This is a genomic window from Mesorhizobium opportunistum WSM2075, from assembly GCF_000176035.2.
GTDB lineage: Bacteria > Pseudomonadota > Alphaproteobacteria > Rhizobiales > Rhizobiaceae > Mesorhizobium > Mesorhizobium opportunistum.
The window spans coordinates 4,132,884-4,147,908 of sequence record NC_015675.1; the positions used below are offsets into that span (position 1 = coordinate 4,132,884).

18 protein-coding genes and 2 tRNA genes are annotated in these 15,025 nt (G+C 62.6%); 11 read left to right on the top strand and 9 right to left on the bottom strand.

Translation table 11 applies throughout. From position 1 onward, the window contains the following. Positions 1-57: 57 nt before the first annotated feature. From MESOP_RS19915 to map, 4 genes are all read right to left on the bottom strand, one after another. Positions 58-1,245 (bottom strand): carbohydrate kinase family protein, encoded by a 1,188-nt coding sequence (locus MESOP_RS19915; RefSeq protein ID WP_013895139.1) that lies wholly within the window; start codon positions 1,243-1,245, stop codon positions 58-60. Positions 1,246-1,590: 345 nt separating this feature from the next. Continuing rightward, the gene (locus MESOP_RS19920; RefSeq protein WP_013895140.1) at positions 1,591-2,370 is read right to left on the bottom strand and encodes a hypothetical protein; all 780 of its coding nucleotides are present in this window, start codon (positions 2,368-2,370) and stop codon (positions 1,591-1,593) included. 298 nt (positions 2,371-2,668) lie between these two features. Further along, positions 2,669-3,430: a RadC family protein gene (gene radC, locus MESOP_RS19925; protein ID WP_013895141.1), complete on the bottom strand. Its 762-nt coding sequence runs from the start codon at positions 3,428-3,430 to the stop codon at positions 2,669-2,671. 57 nt (positions 3,431-3,487) lie between these two features. Next, the gene (map, locus tag MESOP_RS19930) at positions 3,488-4,315 is read right to left on the bottom strand and encodes a type I methionyl aminopeptidase (RefSeq protein WP_013895142.1); all 828 of its coding nucleotides are present in this window, start codon (positions 4,313-4,315) and stop codon (positions 3,488-3,490) included. A 39-nt stretch (positions 4,316-4,354) separates the two neighbouring features. Here map and MESOP_RS35735 point away from each other — a divergent pair, with 39 nt between their 5' ends. The 4 genes from MESOP_RS35735 to MESOP_RS19945 all read left to right on the top strand — a co-directional run bounded on the left by MESOP_RS35735 (position 4,355) and on the right by MESOP_RS19945 (position 5,666). Continuing rightward, positions 4,355-4,504, top strand: coding sequence for a hypothetical protein (locus tag MESOP_RS35735; RefSeq protein ID WP_167313565.1), 150 nt, complete (start codon positions 4,355-4,357; stop codon positions 4,502-4,504). Between the two features lie 159 nt (positions 4,505-4,663). Next, the gene (locus MESOP_RS19935; RefSeq protein WP_013895143.1) at positions 4,664-4,960 is read left to right on the top strand and encodes a DUF982 domain-containing protein; all 297 of its coding nucleotides are present in this window, start codon (positions 4,664-4,666) and stop codon (positions 4,958-4,960) included. Between the two features lie 198 nt (positions 4,961-5,158). Beyond that, the gene (locus MESOP_RS19940; protein ID WP_013895144.1) at positions 5,159-5,422 is read left to right on the top strand and encodes a DUF6074 family protein; all 264 of its coding nucleotides are present in this window, start codon (positions 5,159-5,161) and stop codon (positions 5,420-5,422) included. A gap of 168 nt (positions 5,423-5,590) precedes the next feature. Beyond that, a tRNA-Cys gene (locus tag MESOP_RS19945) sits at positions 5,591-5,666 on the top strand. A 132-nt stretch (positions 5,667-5,798) separates the two neighbouring features. Here MESOP_RS19945 and MESOP_RS19950 read toward each other — a convergent pair. The 5 genes from MESOP_RS19950 to phaC all read right to left on the bottom strand — a co-directional run bounded on the left by MESOP_RS19950 (position 5,799) and on the right by phaC (position 9,712). After that, a complete protein-coding gene (locus MESOP_RS19950) occupies positions 5,799-6,005 on the bottom strand; it encodes a hypothetical protein (RefSeq protein ID WP_150111219.1) in 207 nt (68 codons plus the stop codon). 149 nt (positions 6,006-6,154) lie between these two features. After that, positions 6,155-6,229 (bottom strand) — tRNA-Glu (locus tag MESOP_RS19955). Then, a complete protein-coding gene (locus MESOP_RS35740; RefSeq protein ID WP_167313566.1) occupies positions 6,215-6,373 on the bottom strand; it encodes a hypothetical protein in 159 nt (52 codons plus the stop codon). The genes MESOP_RS19955 and MESOP_RS35740 overlap by 15 nt, the downstream gene beginning before the upstream one ends. Positions 6,374-6,419: 46 nt before the next feature. Beyond that, on the bottom strand, positions 6,420-7,661 hold the full coding sequence (locus MESOP_RS19960) for a YcbK family protein (RefSeq protein ID WP_013895145.1): 1,242 nt from the start codon (positions 7,659-7,661) through the stop codon (positions 6,420-6,422). Between the two features lie 215 nt (positions 7,662-7,876). Continuing rightward, a complete protein-coding gene (phaC, locus tag MESOP_RS19965; RefSeq protein ID WP_013895146.1) occupies positions 7,877-9,712 on the bottom strand; it encodes a class I poly(R)-hydroxyalkanoic acid synthase in 1,836 nt (611 codons plus the stop codon). 98 nt (positions 9,713-9,810) lie between these two features. Between phaC and MESOP_RS19970 the strand changes: the two genes are divergently transcribed. The 7 genes from MESOP_RS19970 (at position 9,811) to MESOP_RS36235 (ending at position 15,023) form a co-directional block, all read left to right on the top strand. After that, positions 9,811-10,203, top strand: a complete 393-nt coding sequence (locus tag MESOP_RS19970; RefSeq protein WP_013895147.1) for a hypothetical protein — start codon at positions 9,811-9,813, stop codon at positions 10,201-10,203. A gap of 59 nt (positions 10,204-10,262) precedes the next feature. Further along, positions 10,263-11,480: an LL-diaminopimelate aminotransferase gene (locus MESOP_RS19975; RefSeq protein ID WP_013895148.1), complete on the top strand. Its 1,218-nt coding sequence runs from the start codon at positions 10,263-10,265 to the stop codon at positions 11,478-11,480. Between the two features lie 37 nt (positions 11,481-11,517). Further along, entirely contained in the window at positions 11,518-12,831 is a 1,314-nt protein-coding gene (locus MESOP_RS19980) for a homoserine dehydrogenase (RefSeq protein WP_013895149.1), read from the top strand. A 111-nt stretch (positions 12,832-12,942) separates the two neighbouring features. After that, a complete protein-coding gene (locus tag MESOP_RS19985) occupies positions 12,943-13,299 on the top strand; it encodes a hypothetical protein (protein ID WP_013895150.1) in 357 nt (118 codons plus the stop codon). A 70-nt stretch (positions 13,300-13,369) separates the two neighbouring features. Beyond that, a complete protein-coding gene (locus MESOP_RS33855) occupies positions 13,370-13,537 on the top strand; it encodes a Thivi_2564 family membrane protein (protein WP_013895151.1) in 168 nt (55 codons plus the stop codon). A gap of 205 nt (positions 13,538-13,742) precedes the next feature. After that, positions 13,743-14,726, top strand: coding sequence for a class II fructose-bisphosphatase (gene glpX / locus MESOP_RS19990; protein ID WP_013895152.1), 984 nt, complete (start codon positions 13,743-13,745; stop codon positions 14,724-14,726). Positions 14,727-14,876: 150 nt separating this feature from the next. Then, a complete protein-coding gene (locus tag MESOP_RS36235) occupies positions 14,877-15,023 on the top strand; it encodes a DUF6434 domain-containing protein (protein WP_245264911.1) in 147 nt (48 codons plus the stop codon). Positions 15,024-15,025: the final 2 nt, after the last annotated feature.

The following is a 15,025-nucleotide window of genomic DNA, read 5'->3' on the forward strand; positions in this document are numbered from 1 at the left end:
ATCATGCTCTCCTGATGTCGCCAGATGGCGGATGTCCAGAACCGATAAGTCTTTGATTTAGCTTGCCATCACAGCGTCGTGCGCCAAGGCGGTGACCTTGAGGGTCGCGAAATCCGCTATATAGCCCTGCGCGCCCTCGACCGTCGTCGTCAGGCTCGCGCCGATCGCGGCGTAGCGGGCGGCGGCGTCCAGCGATGCGCCATGCAGCCACAGGCTGAGGAAGATGCCGGCGAAGCTGTCACCGGCGCCGGTGGCATCGACGCGGTTGACCGGCAGTGCCGGCACCTCGATCTGCCGGCCGCCGCCCGACGGGAAGACGACCGCGCCGAATTCGCCGAGGGTGATCACGACCGTTCCGCGCTGCTTGATACGCGAGAGAATCAGCCGCGCCTCTTCGATCATGGTCGCCATCCCGGTACGAAAGCCGAAAATCTCCCGCATCATCACGTCGTTGATGAAGGTCAGGTCGATCTGTTTGACCATGTTCGCGAAGGTTTCGGGTGCGCGCGCGCTTTTGGGTAAGCCGGCCGAATGCAGGCTCACCTTCCAGCCGGCCTGATGGAAGCGTTCGATTGATGCCGTCATCGTCTCATAATGAAAACCTTCGATATGAAGGCAGGCCGGACGCTGCTCGGGCTGGATGTCCAGATTGGCGGTCAGGTCGACCTCACCCAGTTCGAACGGTTCGCTGATGATGGTGCGGCTGCCGTTGCGCTCGATGATGACGATCGCCTGTGAGAGCCGGTTGTTGGGCGTGCTGCGGATGGGGAGGGCGTGGACACCCAGTTTGGAGAGCTCGCCCAGCGCCCAGTCGCTCTCGGCGTCCCTGCCGACTGCCGTTGCCAGTTCCACGTCAAGGGCGTAGGGCGACCCAACGCCGGCGGCGGCAACCGCGAGATTGGCAGCTGGTCCGCCCAGCGCCTTTTCGATATGGCTTGCGGTGATCCGGTCGTCACGATGAGGCAGCACGTCGACTCGACACAGGAAGTCGACACTCACGCGGCCGGCGACCAGAAGCCTTGGCAGGTGATCGAGATTTTTCGGCCTGCGGGGCCCGCGGCCGGGCAGCGAACGCGCGAAGGAACTAGGCCGGTACATCAATGCGGCAACCGCCTTCTCGATGCGTGCGCGTGTGTCGTCCCTGAGGCCGGCGGTTCCATTGATGAAGTTCGAAACCGTGCCGATGGAGACACCGGCGGCTCGTGCGACATCCGCTATGGTAGGGCGCTTGCGTTGCAAGTGCATGGTTCCAATTGAAGCGTTTCAAACGGTAGCAGTGGATGCGCGACGCCTCAACGAAATGATTTTCTAAAGAATTGAAGTTTTCTCATGTTAACTGGAAGGCTGATCCCGGAAGATGGGGATGGTTGGATTGCTCTTTCGAGGATTGAACGATTTTCAAATTTCCTGCATTTCGTTCGAGCGTGACGCTTGACCGGCGCTTGTCGCAGCACCTCCAGCAACTCGGCCGACATCTGCCGCGCCGAATGGCCTTGGGCGTTCCGCTACGACCAGAAACAACAATGCCGCCGGGCGAACCCGACGGCATCATCTTTGACCAATAAGGGTAATATCGTTTTGGTGAACGCCTTAAGGCGTCGTTTCCGCTTCGATCTTGGTAGCCGTCTGGTCGATCTTGTCGGCAAGGACGCCTTGGGCCCAAGTCGTGACCTCGGCGTCTATGGGCTTGTTGGCCATGTTTGCCAGCGCCGCGTCGAGTGATGCCTGATCGGTGCCGACGGTGGCCGTGGCAGCTGCTGCCTCAGCTTCGGCGGCGGCCGCGTTGGCGTCGGCGACAACGGCCGTCTGAGCCGTGATCTGCTTATTCAAGGCCTGGATCTGTGTGGCGTTGGCGACAGGGTCCAGGCCGGCCAGCTGCGTATTCAGGTCATCCAGTTTGGCCTGGGCCGCTGCCGCTGTGGCTGCCGCCGTCTCAGCCGCGGCTTGCGCGACCTTGGCTTTCGCGGATTGCGTCACGAATGCCTGAACACCGGCGAACTTCTTGCTCTTGGAGTTCATATAGGCGTTTATGTTGCGCTGCAGAGAGTTCAGCCGGCCAAGCTTGGCGTGGATGTTCTTTTCCTTGGTCACCGACGAGACCTGCGTGCTCGTGTCGACCGTCGTGTTCTTTTGCGCCTTGGCTACCTGCCCCGGGGCCGACGAGGACTTGCCATGCGAAGCGCCGCTGTTGCCGTGCGTGGCGCCTGCATTGCCACCGCCGTTGCCGTTGCCACCGCCGTTACCACCGCCATTGCCACCGCCGTTACCGCCGCCATTGCCACCGCCGTGCCCGTTGCCACCAGCGAGCGCCGGAGATGCCAGGAGCGCCAGTGAGGCAAGGGCAGCAAACAGAGTTTTTCGGGTTGTCATGGTAACCTCCTCGAGGAATCGCCATCCGCCCGACAGCTAAGAAAGCGTCGTATGAGAAATCGCTAATTCTACAGAGTAAACTTTAGACAAATGCCGTATCAATACGCGAGCCCGCAGCCAGCAGACGCGGTAACGGTTTGATAATACAAAGAAATCAGCGCCATAAAGCCGATGCAGTACTGAAGTCCCATGTCGGCGGGACCTTGGTCCTAGTTGCCAACCGCGGCACTACTACGCCCAGCGCGAACGCCTGGTTTCGTCTTGGCGTAGACGACTTCACGACGTGTGTTTTGTTGCCCTAGATCAGCAGCAAACCTTTCATCGAGGCGTGGCCTTTGCGCCCGATGATGATGTGGTCATGGACGGCGATGCCGAGGGGCTTGGCCGTATCGATGATCTGTTTGGTCATCTCGATGTCCGCGCGCGATGGCGTCGGGTCGCCTGACGGGTGATTGTGGACCAGGATAATCGCGGTCGCTGACAATTCGAGTGCCCGCTTGACCACTTCCCTGGGATAGACGGGCGTGTGATCGACCGTGCCCGTCTGCTGCACCTCGTCGACGATCAGCGTGTTCTTCTTGTCGAGGAACAGGATGCGGAACTGCTCGCGCGCCTCGAAAGCCATGGCCGAACGGCAATAATCGAGAAGCTGCTGCCATGAGGAGAGGATCTCGCGGCCGTGGATCTCGCTGCGCGCCATGCGCTGCGCGGTCGCCGCGACGATCTTCAGGTCGAGCGCCACCGTGGGGCCAATGCCCTTGACCTCCTGCAGCAGCCCGACGGGCGCGCCAAGCACTTCGGCCAGCGTGCCGAAGCGCGCCAGCAGCGCCTTGGCGGCCGGCTTGGTGTCGGCGCGCGGGATCAGCCGGAAGAGCAAAAGTTCCAAAAGCTCGTAGTCGGGCAGGGCGTCGGGACCGGCCGAGGCAAAGCGCTCGCGCAAACGGTCGCGATGGCCGAGATAGTGCGGCTTCTCCTCGATCGCCGGCCTGGCCTTCGCGGCCGGCCGGGCCGGCACCTCGGAGAAGAAACTCCGCTCGTCGTCGTCGCTTGCCTTGCCCATCCGCCCCCGCATCCGGCAATCAATCGGGCAAAGCCGTCGCCCGAAATGTCAAGAATATCAGGCCGGCAGACCGGGGCGGTCGAGTTTGTTCGGCGAGAGCGTGAAAATCTCGCAGCCCGTGTCGGTCACCCCGATCGTGTGCTCGTACTGCGCCGAAAGCGAGCGGTCGCGCGTCACGGCCGTCCAGCCATCCGACAGGACCTTCACATGCGGGCGGCCGAGATTGATCATCGGCTCGATGGTGAAGATCATGCCGGGCCGCATTTCCACGCCTTCATTGGCGTTGCCATAGTGCAGGATGTTCGGGGCGTCGTGGAAGAGCTGGCCGACGCCATGGCCGCAGAAATCACGCACCACCGAGCAGCGCTCCGCCTCGGCATAGGTCTGGATGGCGGCGCCGATGGCGCCGGTGCGTGCGCCCGGCCTGACTGCCGCGATGCCGCGCATCAGGCATTCATGGGTGACCTCGAGCAGACGTTCCGCCGCTCGCTTGATGGTGCCGACCGGATACATGCGCGAGGAATCGCCGTGCCAGCCCTCGAGGATGTAGGTGACGTCGATGTTGACGATGTCGCCATCCTTCAACGGCTTGCTGTCGGGAATGCCATGGCAGACGACGTGGTTGATCGAGGTGCACGATGACTTGGTGTAGCCGCGATAGTTGAGTGTCGCCGGCAGTGCGCCGTGATCCATGCCGAATTCGAAGACGAAGCGGTCGATCGTGTCCGTGGTGACGCCGGGAGCGACCATCGGCACCAATTCGTCCAGACAGCGCGCGGTGAGGTCGCATGCCCTGCGCATGCCGGCAAAACCTTCCTCGCCATAGAGGCGGATCTGGCCGGTGTTTCTGAGTGGTGCCGTGGCGGCGTCGAGATAGGTGACCATTTTGTCCGTATAGAGCTGGGGCGCTGCAAGAGTGCTGGCGTGAAGATGCCACCAGATTTGGCACTTGGGGGCGCAAGGTTCAAGGAAGAACTGCCTGATACGGCCCGCGCCGCCGGGATATTCGTCTGGTTGGTGCGATCTCTTGCCGGTTTTGCACGGCTGCTTTCCCTTCTGGCCGTCATGCGCTAGGGCCGCCCGAGCGGGTCAGATCGCGCGAAGCGTCGCTGATGGCAGCCTGCTCATGGGCCACCTCCGCAGTGACGACACATTTGCATGGCACAAAACCGCCAAGGCAACTTTTGACGACGAACGGCGTTGCTTGGGCGACGCCAGTTCGGGAGATGACGGATGGACAGATTGCAGTTCGAGGTGCCGGTGCGCATTGCGCAAGGCCCTGGCTTGCCCGTCGAGGAGATCTATAGCGTCGAGCAGGCACTCGACTTTCTCCAGGACTGGCCGGCACGCCGGCAGGGACCGGTGTACCAGAAAGCCTTCAATGCCTGTTTTGGCGCCACGGTGGACGTGGTCAAGACCGAGGATGCCTGCCGGGCATTCATGGCGTTCTGCCGTGTCACCGGATTGATGGCCGGCGACATGCTGGCTCCGCGCAAGCGCGGCGGCGAGGCGAGGGCACTGCAGGCCTGAGGGCCATAGCGGTTGTCACAGGCAATAACCGCCTAAACACGCGGCCATGCGATGGCCGGGGCGCTGCACACTTATCATCCTGCAGCCAACCCACGAAGACGCGTCGACGGCGTCGTTAAGCTTCCGTTTCCACCTTAACGGCTACGCCATTGCTGTTCAGCGATGGTTGATTCGTTGCGTCAGTTCAGGGTTCGGAAGATGTCCTCAGAAAAAGTTCGTGCGTTCCCGATCGACCGTCAGGTATTCCTGGTCCGGGAAGTTGCCGCCAGGCTCGATAGCCTGCAAGGCGAAACTGCCGCCTCGTTCTGGAGGGCAAAAGCGGCGGAGTTGCTCGATCTCGTGGTCGGATCGGGAAGGGATAAAGCCGCAGCCACCGATGAAGTACGCAGGTTCTTCCTGGCCGTGCAAAGAGAACTGTTGGCCGGAGTGACGGCTCAGCCGGCGCCAGTTCTTTCCGCCTGAAGCAAGGTTTTTTCCTGGCGGGGGATGAACCAGCGGGCGGATGTCTGCACGCCATTGCTATCTGATTGACGTATCCCGCGCCGTGCCTTTTCCGTCGTATGGATCAGTGAAATTTTTACCAAAGACGTCAACAACCTTTAAACTTCTTACCGCTACTACCAGTTGCATGGCCTCGTGGCGGAGCGGCTACGCTAGAGACGGCAAATCTCGGAAGCCTCGGTTCGATTCCGAGGCGAGGCCTCCAATCTCCCCAAGCAAGTAACTGGACGGCGGGATTCGGCTGCAAGCTTGAAACGCGCGCGGCTTGATCGAGGCGGCCTAGGATCGTTAGCGACGTCCAAGCGCCGAATCCTGTCCCTACTCCGAAGGTCGATATTCACGGCCGCTGTTGAGGTAGCGGGGTCGTCATGGCGATGGTGAACTGCCTTGCATATACCCGCTCTTTTGCCGCCGCGGATTGATCGAGTTGCTGCGCGTTGGCGGCCTGAGAGGCCGTCGAGGCGAAGAAGACCGTCTGGGTTAGAAGGGCCGAAAAGACGGCGACCTGGACCAGCACAGCAGTCAAAGCGATCTTTTTGAGCATGCCAGAGAACGCGGCAGCCTGTCCCAGGTTCCCGGCTCTCGCATTCGCCCGCTGCCTCACGGTGGCGGGTTTTTCAATGGCTGGAGTTCGATTTGCCTTTGGCCAATTGGACAGATGAGAGGAGTTGTCAGCCAAGTGCTTGAAAAGTCTGGTACGCCCAAGGGGAATCGAACCCCTGTTACCGCCGTGAAAGGGCGGTGTCCTGACCGCTAGACGATGGGCGCGCTCAGATGAAAGCGGCTTATACTGGCGTTGCGCGCAACCGGCAACCCGTCAGGTGCCGCCTTGGACAACTTTTTTCCGGCCCGCCAAATCAGCGATTTCATCAGCATCGGCAAGGTGTTGCTATCTGTCCGGCCGCCCGCCATGCCAGGGTCTCCGCGAAGGAGCTTCGCCTGAGTGACGACTTTGCCGCTAGCCGTCGCCACCGCCGCTGCGTCGGCGGCAGCGCCAGTTCCAGTCGCGCTCGGGGCCGACGTCCACGTGGACCGATTCGGTGTGGCAATAGGTGCCAACGCCGCCGCGGCCGGGCATCGTCCTGATGTAGCTCGCCAGCTCCCATTTGGAGACGCCGGGCACCTGGATGTCGGCGGCGGCGCAGTACATGTGCAGTGAATTCTTGGCGCCGTTGGCGCGACGGTTGCGGGCCGGGTCGCGATAGCCCGAGGTCACCATCATCTTGCGGCCGTAGTGGCCCTCGATCGTCTTCAGCACGCGAACCAGCGACGGCTTCAGGCAAGCGACGTCGACGCTTTCGTTCTGCTTCAGCAAGCCATTGGGCGCGAGACGGGCCATGCCAGCGGCGGACGCGACCTGGTAGGAGCCGCCCGAGCCTTCGTCCTCGTTGAGATCGACGTCACTTTCGTCGTCGATGCCGGATTTTCGCTTGATCTCGAACAGGGCGGTCTGGCGCACGCCGGGCAAGGCATCGCTGCCGGTGATGTGGCCGGCTTCATCCCCCGTAGAAGCCAATTGTATCGGTTTTGCCGTGGAATCGGCCGAGGCCAACGTGATGATCGGCTTTGCCGCCGCCGGCGCCGGCTTGGCTTGTACGGCCGGCTGCTCGCCCGATCGCGCGTTGATCAGCGGAGCGGGCGCCGCCGAAGCGGGCGTGGCGCCGAACATCGAGGCCAGGAAGCCTTTTTTCTTGGGCGCCTCGGCTTGCGGCATTTCCCCGGCGGTCACATAGACGGGATTGTTCATCGCCGGTGCCGCGGCCGGCTTCGTCACGCCGGCATCGGCGGCGGCGATCTTCTGGGCGACAGCATCGGTCCGTTGCGCCGTCTGGGCGGGCTGCTGCAGGGCCTGCGGTGTTTGTCCCGCGATGGTTTCAACGCCGGCCGGCATCGTCAGCGGAAACGCGGCCTGGGGCTTGGCCACCGGCACGTAGGCGACCTTTTCCGGCAGCGCCGTATCGCTTTCGCTCATCACGGTCGTCTGCGTGGTCGCCATCTGAGACGACGAATCGACGCCGGCGGCCGGTTTGCCGGAGGAGGTATTGATGTCCGATGCGGAGGCATTGTAGCCGGGCATTCCGACCGACATCGTCTGGTCGCCGGCCGATGTGCAGGAGGCCAGGAGCACGGAGCAGAGCGCTGCCACAATGGCGCGGCGTTCTCCCTTTGCGAGGCTCCATCCTGCTGATTTCAAAGTCAAATTCCCCCTCGATGCCCGGTCGGTGTGTCCTTGGCGCGGAACCAAGATATCCGCGTCGAGGTGACTTTGTCTCCGATCCGGAAACGAGACCTGTGTCAAATCCGCAAGCCTGGAGGTATTTTTGCAGGGATCGCCGAATTACGGCCGCTTGAAGGTTGACGACACCATTTCGCCCGCTTTTACCGGGCCGTCAACTCACCAGACATTACAGTCCGTTACACACGCACCTTCACATAGGTGCCGGGAGCATCGCCCAAGGTTTTCATATGCTTGCCGGGTTTGCGGGCAGGCACGCGGGTGTTGTCCTTGGCCTCTATCCAGCTTTGCCAATGCGGCCACCAGGAGCCTGGATGGTCGGTGGCGGCGGCAATCCATTGGTTGAAATCGCCCGCCGGCGGGCCGCCGGTCCAGTACTGATACTTGTTGGACGCAGGTGGATTGACGACGCCGGCGATATGGCCGGAGCCCGCCATCACATACTCGACCTTGCCACCGAAATATTTCGAGCCGAGGAAGACTGACAGGGCCGGCGCGATGTGATCTTCCCTCGAGGCGAGGTTGTAGATCGGAATGGTGACATCGCCGAGCGAGACTGTGTGGCCCGCCAGTTCCATCGTGCCGCGCGAGAGGTTGTTCTCGAGATAGCAGTTGCGCAGGTAGAAAGAGTGGTTGGCGGCCGCCATGCGGGTGGAGTCGGCATTCCAGTAGAGCAGGTCGAAGGGCAGGGGATCCTTGCCGCGCATGTAGTTGTTGACGACATAGGGCCAGATCAGGTCTCCGGAGCGCAGCATGTTGAAGGCGGTCGCCATCTTGGTGCCGTCGAGATAGCCCTTTTCGTTCATCGACTTTTCCACCGCCGCGACCTGTTCCTCGTCGACGAACACTTTCAGGTCGCCGGCATAGGTGAAATCGACCTGCGTGGTGAAGAAGGTCGCCGACTTGATGCGGTCGTCCCCTTCCTTGGCCATCAGTGCCAGGGCGGCCGCCAGCAGCGTGCCGCCGACGCAATAGCCGATCGCGTTGACGTCGCGCTCGCCGGTCGCCTTCTCGATCGTGTCGAGGCCGTATTGCAGGCCTTCCCGGATATAGGCTTCCCAGCTCTTGGCGCCATGGCGTTCGTCCGGATTGATCCAGGAGATGACGAAGACGGTGTGGCCTTGCTCGATCGCCCAGCGGATGAAGGATTTCTGCGGGTTGAGGTCGAGTATGTAGAACTTGTTGATCCAGGGCGGGCAGATCAGCAGCGGTCGTTTCAGCACCGTCTCGGTCGCCGGATCATACTGGATGATCTCGGCCACATCGCTGCGGCCGACCACCTTGCCGGGCGTGGTGGCGATGTTCCTGCCGATCTCGAAGGGCGAATAGTCCGCCTGACGCAGCTTCAGGTCGCCCTTGCCGGCGGCGATGTCCTCGGCCAGCATCTTCATGCCGCGCACCAGGTTCTCGCCGTTCGAGGCAACGGTTTCGCGAAACAGTTCCGGGTTGGTCAGGATGAAATTCGACGGCGAGATGGCGTTGGATACCTGCTTGACGTAGAAGCTGGCCTTGTGGCGGGTGTGCTCGTCCAGACCTTCGGCGTGCTCGACCAGTTCGGACGCCCAGCGCGAGGTGACGAGATAGGCCTGCTTGAGAAAATCGAAGAAGGCGTTGCGGCCCCATTCCGGATCCTGGAAACGCTTGTCGCCGCGCTCCGGCTTGACGGCATCGTCGGCGCCCTCGGCGCTGGGGCTGACGCGCTGGATGGCGTTCGCCCAAACGGTCATGTAGCCGGCGAACAGCCGCGTCTGCGCTTCGAGCGCGCGCTGCGGGTCGGCAAGCCAGTATTCGCTGAGCTTGGAGAAGGTCTTGACCATGTCGACGACGGGTTCGGCGACGTGGTCACGCACTTCGCCCCTTTCGCGCGGTTCGGCCCAGGCGGAGGCCGCCTTGCCGGCCTGCTCGACCATGCGCGCCATATTCAACGCGAAGCGTTCCGGATCCTTCACCAGATATTGCTCGACGGTCGAAGGCTCGTCATCTTCCGCTTTGCCCGAATCGGGTGTTTTGGACATGGTTCGCGGGGTTCCTCCCGAAGCGTTTTCTTGACATATTAACATGGGACATCCGGCAGGGTCCAATCTCGCTCTACCCCGGCTGCCAAGGAAACAATATGACGATTAAGATTGGCGAGACTGTTTTTTTTGACGCCGGACGCTTTTGCCGCATCGGCGCGGCGATCGTGCTGCTGGGCATTGCCGGGTGTTCGAGCACCAATACCAGCGGACCGGTGCCGCTGGCGACGGATGCGGGCCCAAAGGACACAGGCTCCTTTCCGAACCTGAACATCAAACCGCAAGTGGCGGCCCAACAGTTCACGGAAGCGGAGAGGAACGCCAAGCTTGCCGAACTGAAGGCCGATGAGAATGCGCAGGGCGCCAAAGGCGGCGCTGCCAACGTCTCCAATCAGGCGGCGCTGTCGGACCTGGCGAAGAAACACGGTCCCCAGACATTGAAGCAGATCGAGGGCAAATGCGATCCCGCCCTCGACCCTACCTGCAAATGAGTATATAGCGCGCGCCCAACGCCTCGGATGTCCGGGGCCCTTCGATGTCTGGAACTGCCATGGAAGAATTTCACAAGGTCCGCCGGCTTCCGCCCTATGTCTTCGAGCAGGTCAACCGGCTCAAGGCCAGCGCCCGTTCGCGCGGCGCCGACATCATCGACCTCGGCATGGGCAATCCGGACCTGCCGACGCCAAAGGCCATCGTCGACAAATTGTGCGAGGTGGTGCGCGATCCGCGCACGCATCGTTATTCCTCCTCGCGCGGCATTCCGGGGCTGCGCCGCGCCCAGGCCGCCTACTATCAACGCCGCTTCGGCGTGAAGCTCAACCCCGACACGCAAGTGGTGGCCACGCTCGGCTCGAAGGAAGGCTTCGCCAACATGGCGCAGGCGATCACCGCGCCCGGCGACGTGATCCTGTGTCCCAATCCGACCTATCCGATCCACGCCTTCGGCTTCATCATGTCGGGCGGCGTCATCCGCTCGCTGCAGGTCGAGCCCGATGACGGCTTCATCCCGGCGCTGGAACGCGGTGTCCGGCACTCGATCCCGAAGCCGCTGGCGCTGATCCTCAATTATCCGTCGAACCCAACGGCGCTGGTCGCTTCGCTCGATTTCTACAAGGACGTGGTAGCCTTCGCCAAGAAGAACGACATCATCATCCTGTCCGACCTTGCCTATTCGGAGATTTATTTCGACGGCAACCCGCCGCCTTCGGTGCTGCAGGTCCCCGGTGCCATCGATATCTGCGTCGAGTTCACCTCGATGTCGAAGACCTTCTCCATGCCCGGCTGGCGCATGGGCTTTGCCGTCGGCAACGAGCGGCTGATCTCGGCGCTGACGCGGGTGAAATCCTATCTCGACTACGGCGCCTTCACGCCGATCCAGGTGGCGGCGGCGCACGCGCTCAACGGCGACGGCGCCGATATCGCCGAAGTCCGCGACATCTACCACAAGCGCCGCGACGTGATGGTCGATGCCTTCGGGCGCGCCGGCTGGACCATTCCGGCCCCGGCCGCCTCGATGTTCGCCTGGGCGCCGATCCCGGAGCCGTTCCGCCATCTCGGCTCGCTCGAATTCTCCAAGCTGCTGATCGAGCACGCCGACGTGGCGGTGGCGCCCGGTGTCGGCTTTGGCGAACATGGCGACGATTTCGTGCGTGTCGCGCTGGTCGAGAACGAGCACCGGATCCGGCAGGCGGCGCGCAACATCAAGCGCTTCCTATCGACCAGCGCCAAGCAGCCCAACAATGTGGTGCCGCTTTCCGCCCACCGGTAAATACAATTCCGATCTGATTTGAGGGACGTCGCCTTCCATGGCTGAAGCATTGCGTGTTGGAATTGCCGGACTTGGCACGGTCGGCGCGTCCGTGGCGCGCGTGCTGCGCGACAAGGCGGCGGAACTGACCCGGCAATGCGGGCGCGACATCATTGTGTCGGCGGTTTCGGCGCGCGACCAGAAACGCGACCGCGGCGTCGATCTCGGTTCGGCAAAATGGTTCGACGATCCGGTCATGATGGCGCAGACGGCCGACATCGACGTGTTCGTCGAACTGATCGGCGGCGACGAAGGTCCGGCGCGGTCGTCGGTGAAGGCGGCGCTCGAAGCGGGTCGCCATGTCGTCACCGCCAACAAGGCGCTGCTCGCCAAGCATGGTGTGGCACTTGCCGAGATCGCCGAGAAGAAGGGCGTGCTGCTCAACTACGAGGCAGCGGTGGCCGGCGGCATTCCCGTCATCAAGACGATGCGCGAAGCGATGGCCGGCAATTCGGTCACCCGCGTGTTCGGCATCCTCAACGGCACCTGCAACTATATCCTGACCCGCATGGAGGCCGAGGGCATCTCGTTCGACGCCTGCCTGAAGGATGCGCAGCGGCTGGGCTATGCCGAGGCCGACCCGACCTTCGACATCGAGGGCCACGACACCGCACACAAGCTGTCGATCCTGACCAGCCTTGCCTTCGGCACGAAGATCGCTGCCAACGACATCTACATGGAAGGCATTTCCAACATCACCCAGGCCGACATCCGCGCGGCCGGCGATCTCGGCTACCGGATCAAGCTGCTCGGCGTCGCCCAGCGCACCGAAAGCGGCATCGAGCAGCGCGTGCATCCGACCATGGTGCCGACCGCTTCGGTCATCGCGCAGGTGCATGGCGTCACCAATGCGGTGGCGATCGAGACCGACATCCTCGGCGAGCTGCTGCTTTCAGGCCCCGGCGCCGGCGGCAACGCCACCGCCTCGGCCGTCATCGGCGACATCGCCGACATCGCCAAGAGCCGGCCGGGCTTCCAGCATGGGCCCGTCTTCGGCCGGCCGGCGAAGGAGTTGAGGCCCTACAAGAAGGCGCAGATGCGCAGCCATGCCGGCGGCTACTTCATCCGGCTGACCGTGCACGATCGCATCGGCGTGTTCGCCGCGATCGCCAAGCGCATGGCCGACAACGACATTTCGCTGGAATCGATCGTCCAGCAGGCGATCGGCGGCGAGGCGGTGGCACAGAAGACGGTGATCCTCGTCACCCACGAGACGACAGAGGCGGCCGTGCGCAAAGCCGTCGACGGCATCACCAAGGACGGCCACCTGACCGACAAGCCGCAGGTCATCCGCATCGAGCGGGCTGGATAGCGCCGCGCCATCGCGCCTTGGTTTGGTTCGGGTCGGTGCCGGGGGCGGGATTGCCGGAACCAATCCTTGCCGGCGTCGTTCTCCTGAGGTCCCCAAACCGAAGGAACCGCAATGGCCGAAGCATCGAAATCCGATAGCCCTCAAATCGACGATGTCCAGAAGACGCTGGAAAAGCAGATCGCCGAACTGCGCAAGGAGATCACCAAGATCAACAAGAGCATCTCGGCGCGCGGTGCCGAAATGCTCGACGATGCCAGCGAGCAGGCTTCCGATTTCTACGAGACGGCGGCATCCCGCGCATCGCGGACGGCACAGCAGTTGCGAAGCCAGGCCCAGGCGGTTTCGGAAGTTGCGCGCGAAAATCCCGGCACGACGACCGCCGTGGTTGGCGTCATCGGCCTGCTCGGCTTTCTCGCCGGCCTGGCCGTCGGCCAATCGATGAACGATACGTCGCGCCGCTGGTATTGACGGTGCCGGTACTCAGCCGGCGTTGCCGGCTCGTTTCCCTGCTTCAGGAAATCATTTCAAGGAGGGTACCATGGCTTCGTCCGCGCTGATCGGCATCCTGATCACGTTCCTCGTCATCATTCTCGTCCTCTATTTGGTGCAACGCCTGCCGCTCGACGCCAGGATGAGACAGATCGTCCAGATCATCGTCATCATCATAGGCATCGTTTCGCTGCTCAAATATCTCGCGGTTTTCTAGGCTGCGAAGGGCAGGGATTTTCCCGTTTCATGCCGGCTTGGTCCCCGTCGGCAGGGCCGGCATCTGTTTCAAAAATTCTGTTTAATCGATTGATATTGCTGTATTTTCGATAAAATCGCCCGGCTGGTCTTGCCGTTGTCATGCTCGTTTGACAAAACAGGCGTGCCTCCGGCGGGAGGCGGCCTATCAACGAGGATTTGCCGAAATGAACGTGGCCCAGAACATCGTCGCCGGCCTTGACCGGATACTCACCATGGAACTGGTGCGCGTCACCGAACGGGCCGCCGTCGCGGCCGCCAGGCTGCGCGGCCGTGGCGACGAGAAGGCGGCCGACCAGGTTGCCGTGGACGCCATGCGCCAGGAACTGAACCGGCTTGCGATCAAGGGCACGGTGGTGATCGGCGAGGGCGAGCGGGACGAGGCGCCGATGCTTTACATCGGCGAGGAGGTCGGCACCGGCAAAGGTCCGGCGGTCGACATCGCGCTCGATCCGCTCGAGGGCACGACGATCTGCGCCAAGAACCTGCCGAACGCGCTCGCCGTCATCGCGATCGCCGAGAAGGGCAGCCTTTTGTTCGCGCCCGACGTCTATATGGACAAGATCGCCATCGGTCCGGGTTATGCCGAAGGCGTCATCGACATCGATGCCTCGCCGGCCGACAACATCGCCAGCCTCGCCAGAGCCAAGGGCGTCGCTGTCTCCGACATCACGGCCTGCATCCTCGACCGGCCGCGCCATGCCAGGCTGATCGACGCCGTGCGCGCCACCGGAGCCGCGATCCGGCTGATTGGCGACGGCGACGTCGCCGGCGTCATCCACACCACCGACGCGGAAGAAACCGGCATCGATATCTATCTCGGCATCGGGGGTGCGCCGGAAGGTGTTCTGGCTGCGGCGGCGCTGCGTTGCACCGGCGGCCAGATGCAGGGCCGGCTGATCCTCGACACGCCCGAAAAGATCGCACGCGCGGCGAAGATGGGCATTTCCGATCCGAAGCGCGTCTATCGGGCTCAAGACATGGCGCGCGGCGATGTGCTGTTCGCGGCCACCGGCGTCACCGACGGCAACATGCTGGCGGGGGTCAAGTTCGGCCGCACCACCATCACCACCCATACGATCGTGCTGCGCTCGTCGTCGCGAACCGTGCGCGAGATCAAGGCCCGGCACCAGGATCTGGATAAGTTCTAGACCAGCTTGCGAAGCCACGTCACAGTTGCTAGCCATTCAGGGGCGAGTCTGAAGCTGGCCGCAAGGATTTGACGATGAAGGCGTTCGACTGGCACGCGGATCCGATTTCGCGTGCCACTCTCATTACGAAATCCTATCAACACCCAGAATGTGCGCCGCTTTCTCACCCGCGAATGCGGCGATGCGTTCAGGTTCGATCGGCCTTTCATGGCCTGGCTCAAGGACGGTCGGGAAAAGACGATGGGGGACGCAGCCGACGAATGGATCCGGCGCCAGGCTGAAAAGCGGAAAGCGTAGTT

What these genes read in the sequence shown, in the direction of transcription:
- MESOP_RS19915 (WP_013895139.1), bottom strand. Translation starts at nt 1,245, where the DNA reads ATGCACTTGCAACGCAAGCGCCCTACCATAGCGGATGTCGCACGAGCC.
- MESOP_RS19920 (WP_013895140.1), bottom strand. Translation starts at nt 2,370, where the DNA reads ATGACAACCCGAAAAACTCTGTTTGCTGCCCTTGCCTCACTGGCGCTC.
- radC (WP_013895141.1), bottom strand. Translation starts at nt 3,430, where the DNA reads ATGGGCAAGGCAAGCGACGACGACGAGCGGAGTTTCTTCTCCGAGGTG.
- map (WP_013895142.1), bottom strand. Translation starts at nt 4,315, where the DNA reads ATGGTCACCTATCTCGACGCCGCCACGGCACCACTCAGAAACACCGGC.
- MESOP_RS19935 (WP_013895143.1), top strand. Translation starts at nt 4,664, where the DNA reads ATGGACAGATTGCAGTTCGAGGTGCCGGTGCGCATTGCGCAAGGCCCT.
- MESOP_RS19940 (WP_013895144.1), top strand. Translation starts at nt 5,159, where the DNA reads ATGTCCTCAGAAAAAGTTCGTGCGTTCCCGATCGACCGTCAGGTATTC.
- MESOP_RS19950 (WP_150111219.1), bottom strand. Translation starts at nt 6,005, where the DNA reads ATGCTCAAAAAGATCGCTTTGACTGCTGTGCTGGTCCAGGTCGCCGTC.
- MESOP_RS35740 (WP_167313566.1), bottom strand. Translation starts at nt 6,373, where the DNA reads ATGGCGGGCGGCCGGACAGATAGCAACACCTTGCCGATGCTGATGAAA.
- phaC (WP_013895146.1), bottom strand. Translation starts at nt 9,712, where the DNA reads ATGTCCAAAACACCCGATTCGGGCAAAGCGGAAGATGACGAGCCTTCG.
- MESOP_RS19970 (WP_013895147.1), top strand. Translation starts at nt 9,811, where the DNA reads ATGACGATTAAGATTGGCGAGACTGTTTTTTTTGACGCCGGACGCTTT.
- MESOP_RS19975 (WP_013895148.1), top strand. Translation starts at nt 10,263, where the DNA reads ATGGAAGAATTTCACAAGGTCCGCCGGCTTCCGCCCTATGTCTTCGAG.
- MESOP_RS19980 (WP_013895149.1), top strand. Translation starts at nt 11,518, where the DNA reads ATGGCTGAAGCATTGCGTGTTGGAATTGCCGGACTTGGCACGGTCGGC.
- MESOP_RS19985 (WP_013895150.1), top strand. Translation starts at nt 12,943, where the DNA reads ATGGCCGAAGCATCGAAATCCGATAGCCCTCAAATCGACGATGTCCAG.
- MESOP_RS33855 (WP_013895151.1), top strand. Translation starts at nt 13,370, where the DNA reads ATGGCTTCGTCCGCGCTGATCGGCATCCTGATCACGTTCCTCGTCATC.
- glpX (WP_013895152.1), top strand. Translation starts at nt 13,743, where the DNA reads ATGAACGTGGCCCAGAACATCGTCGCCGGCCTTGACCGGATACTCACC.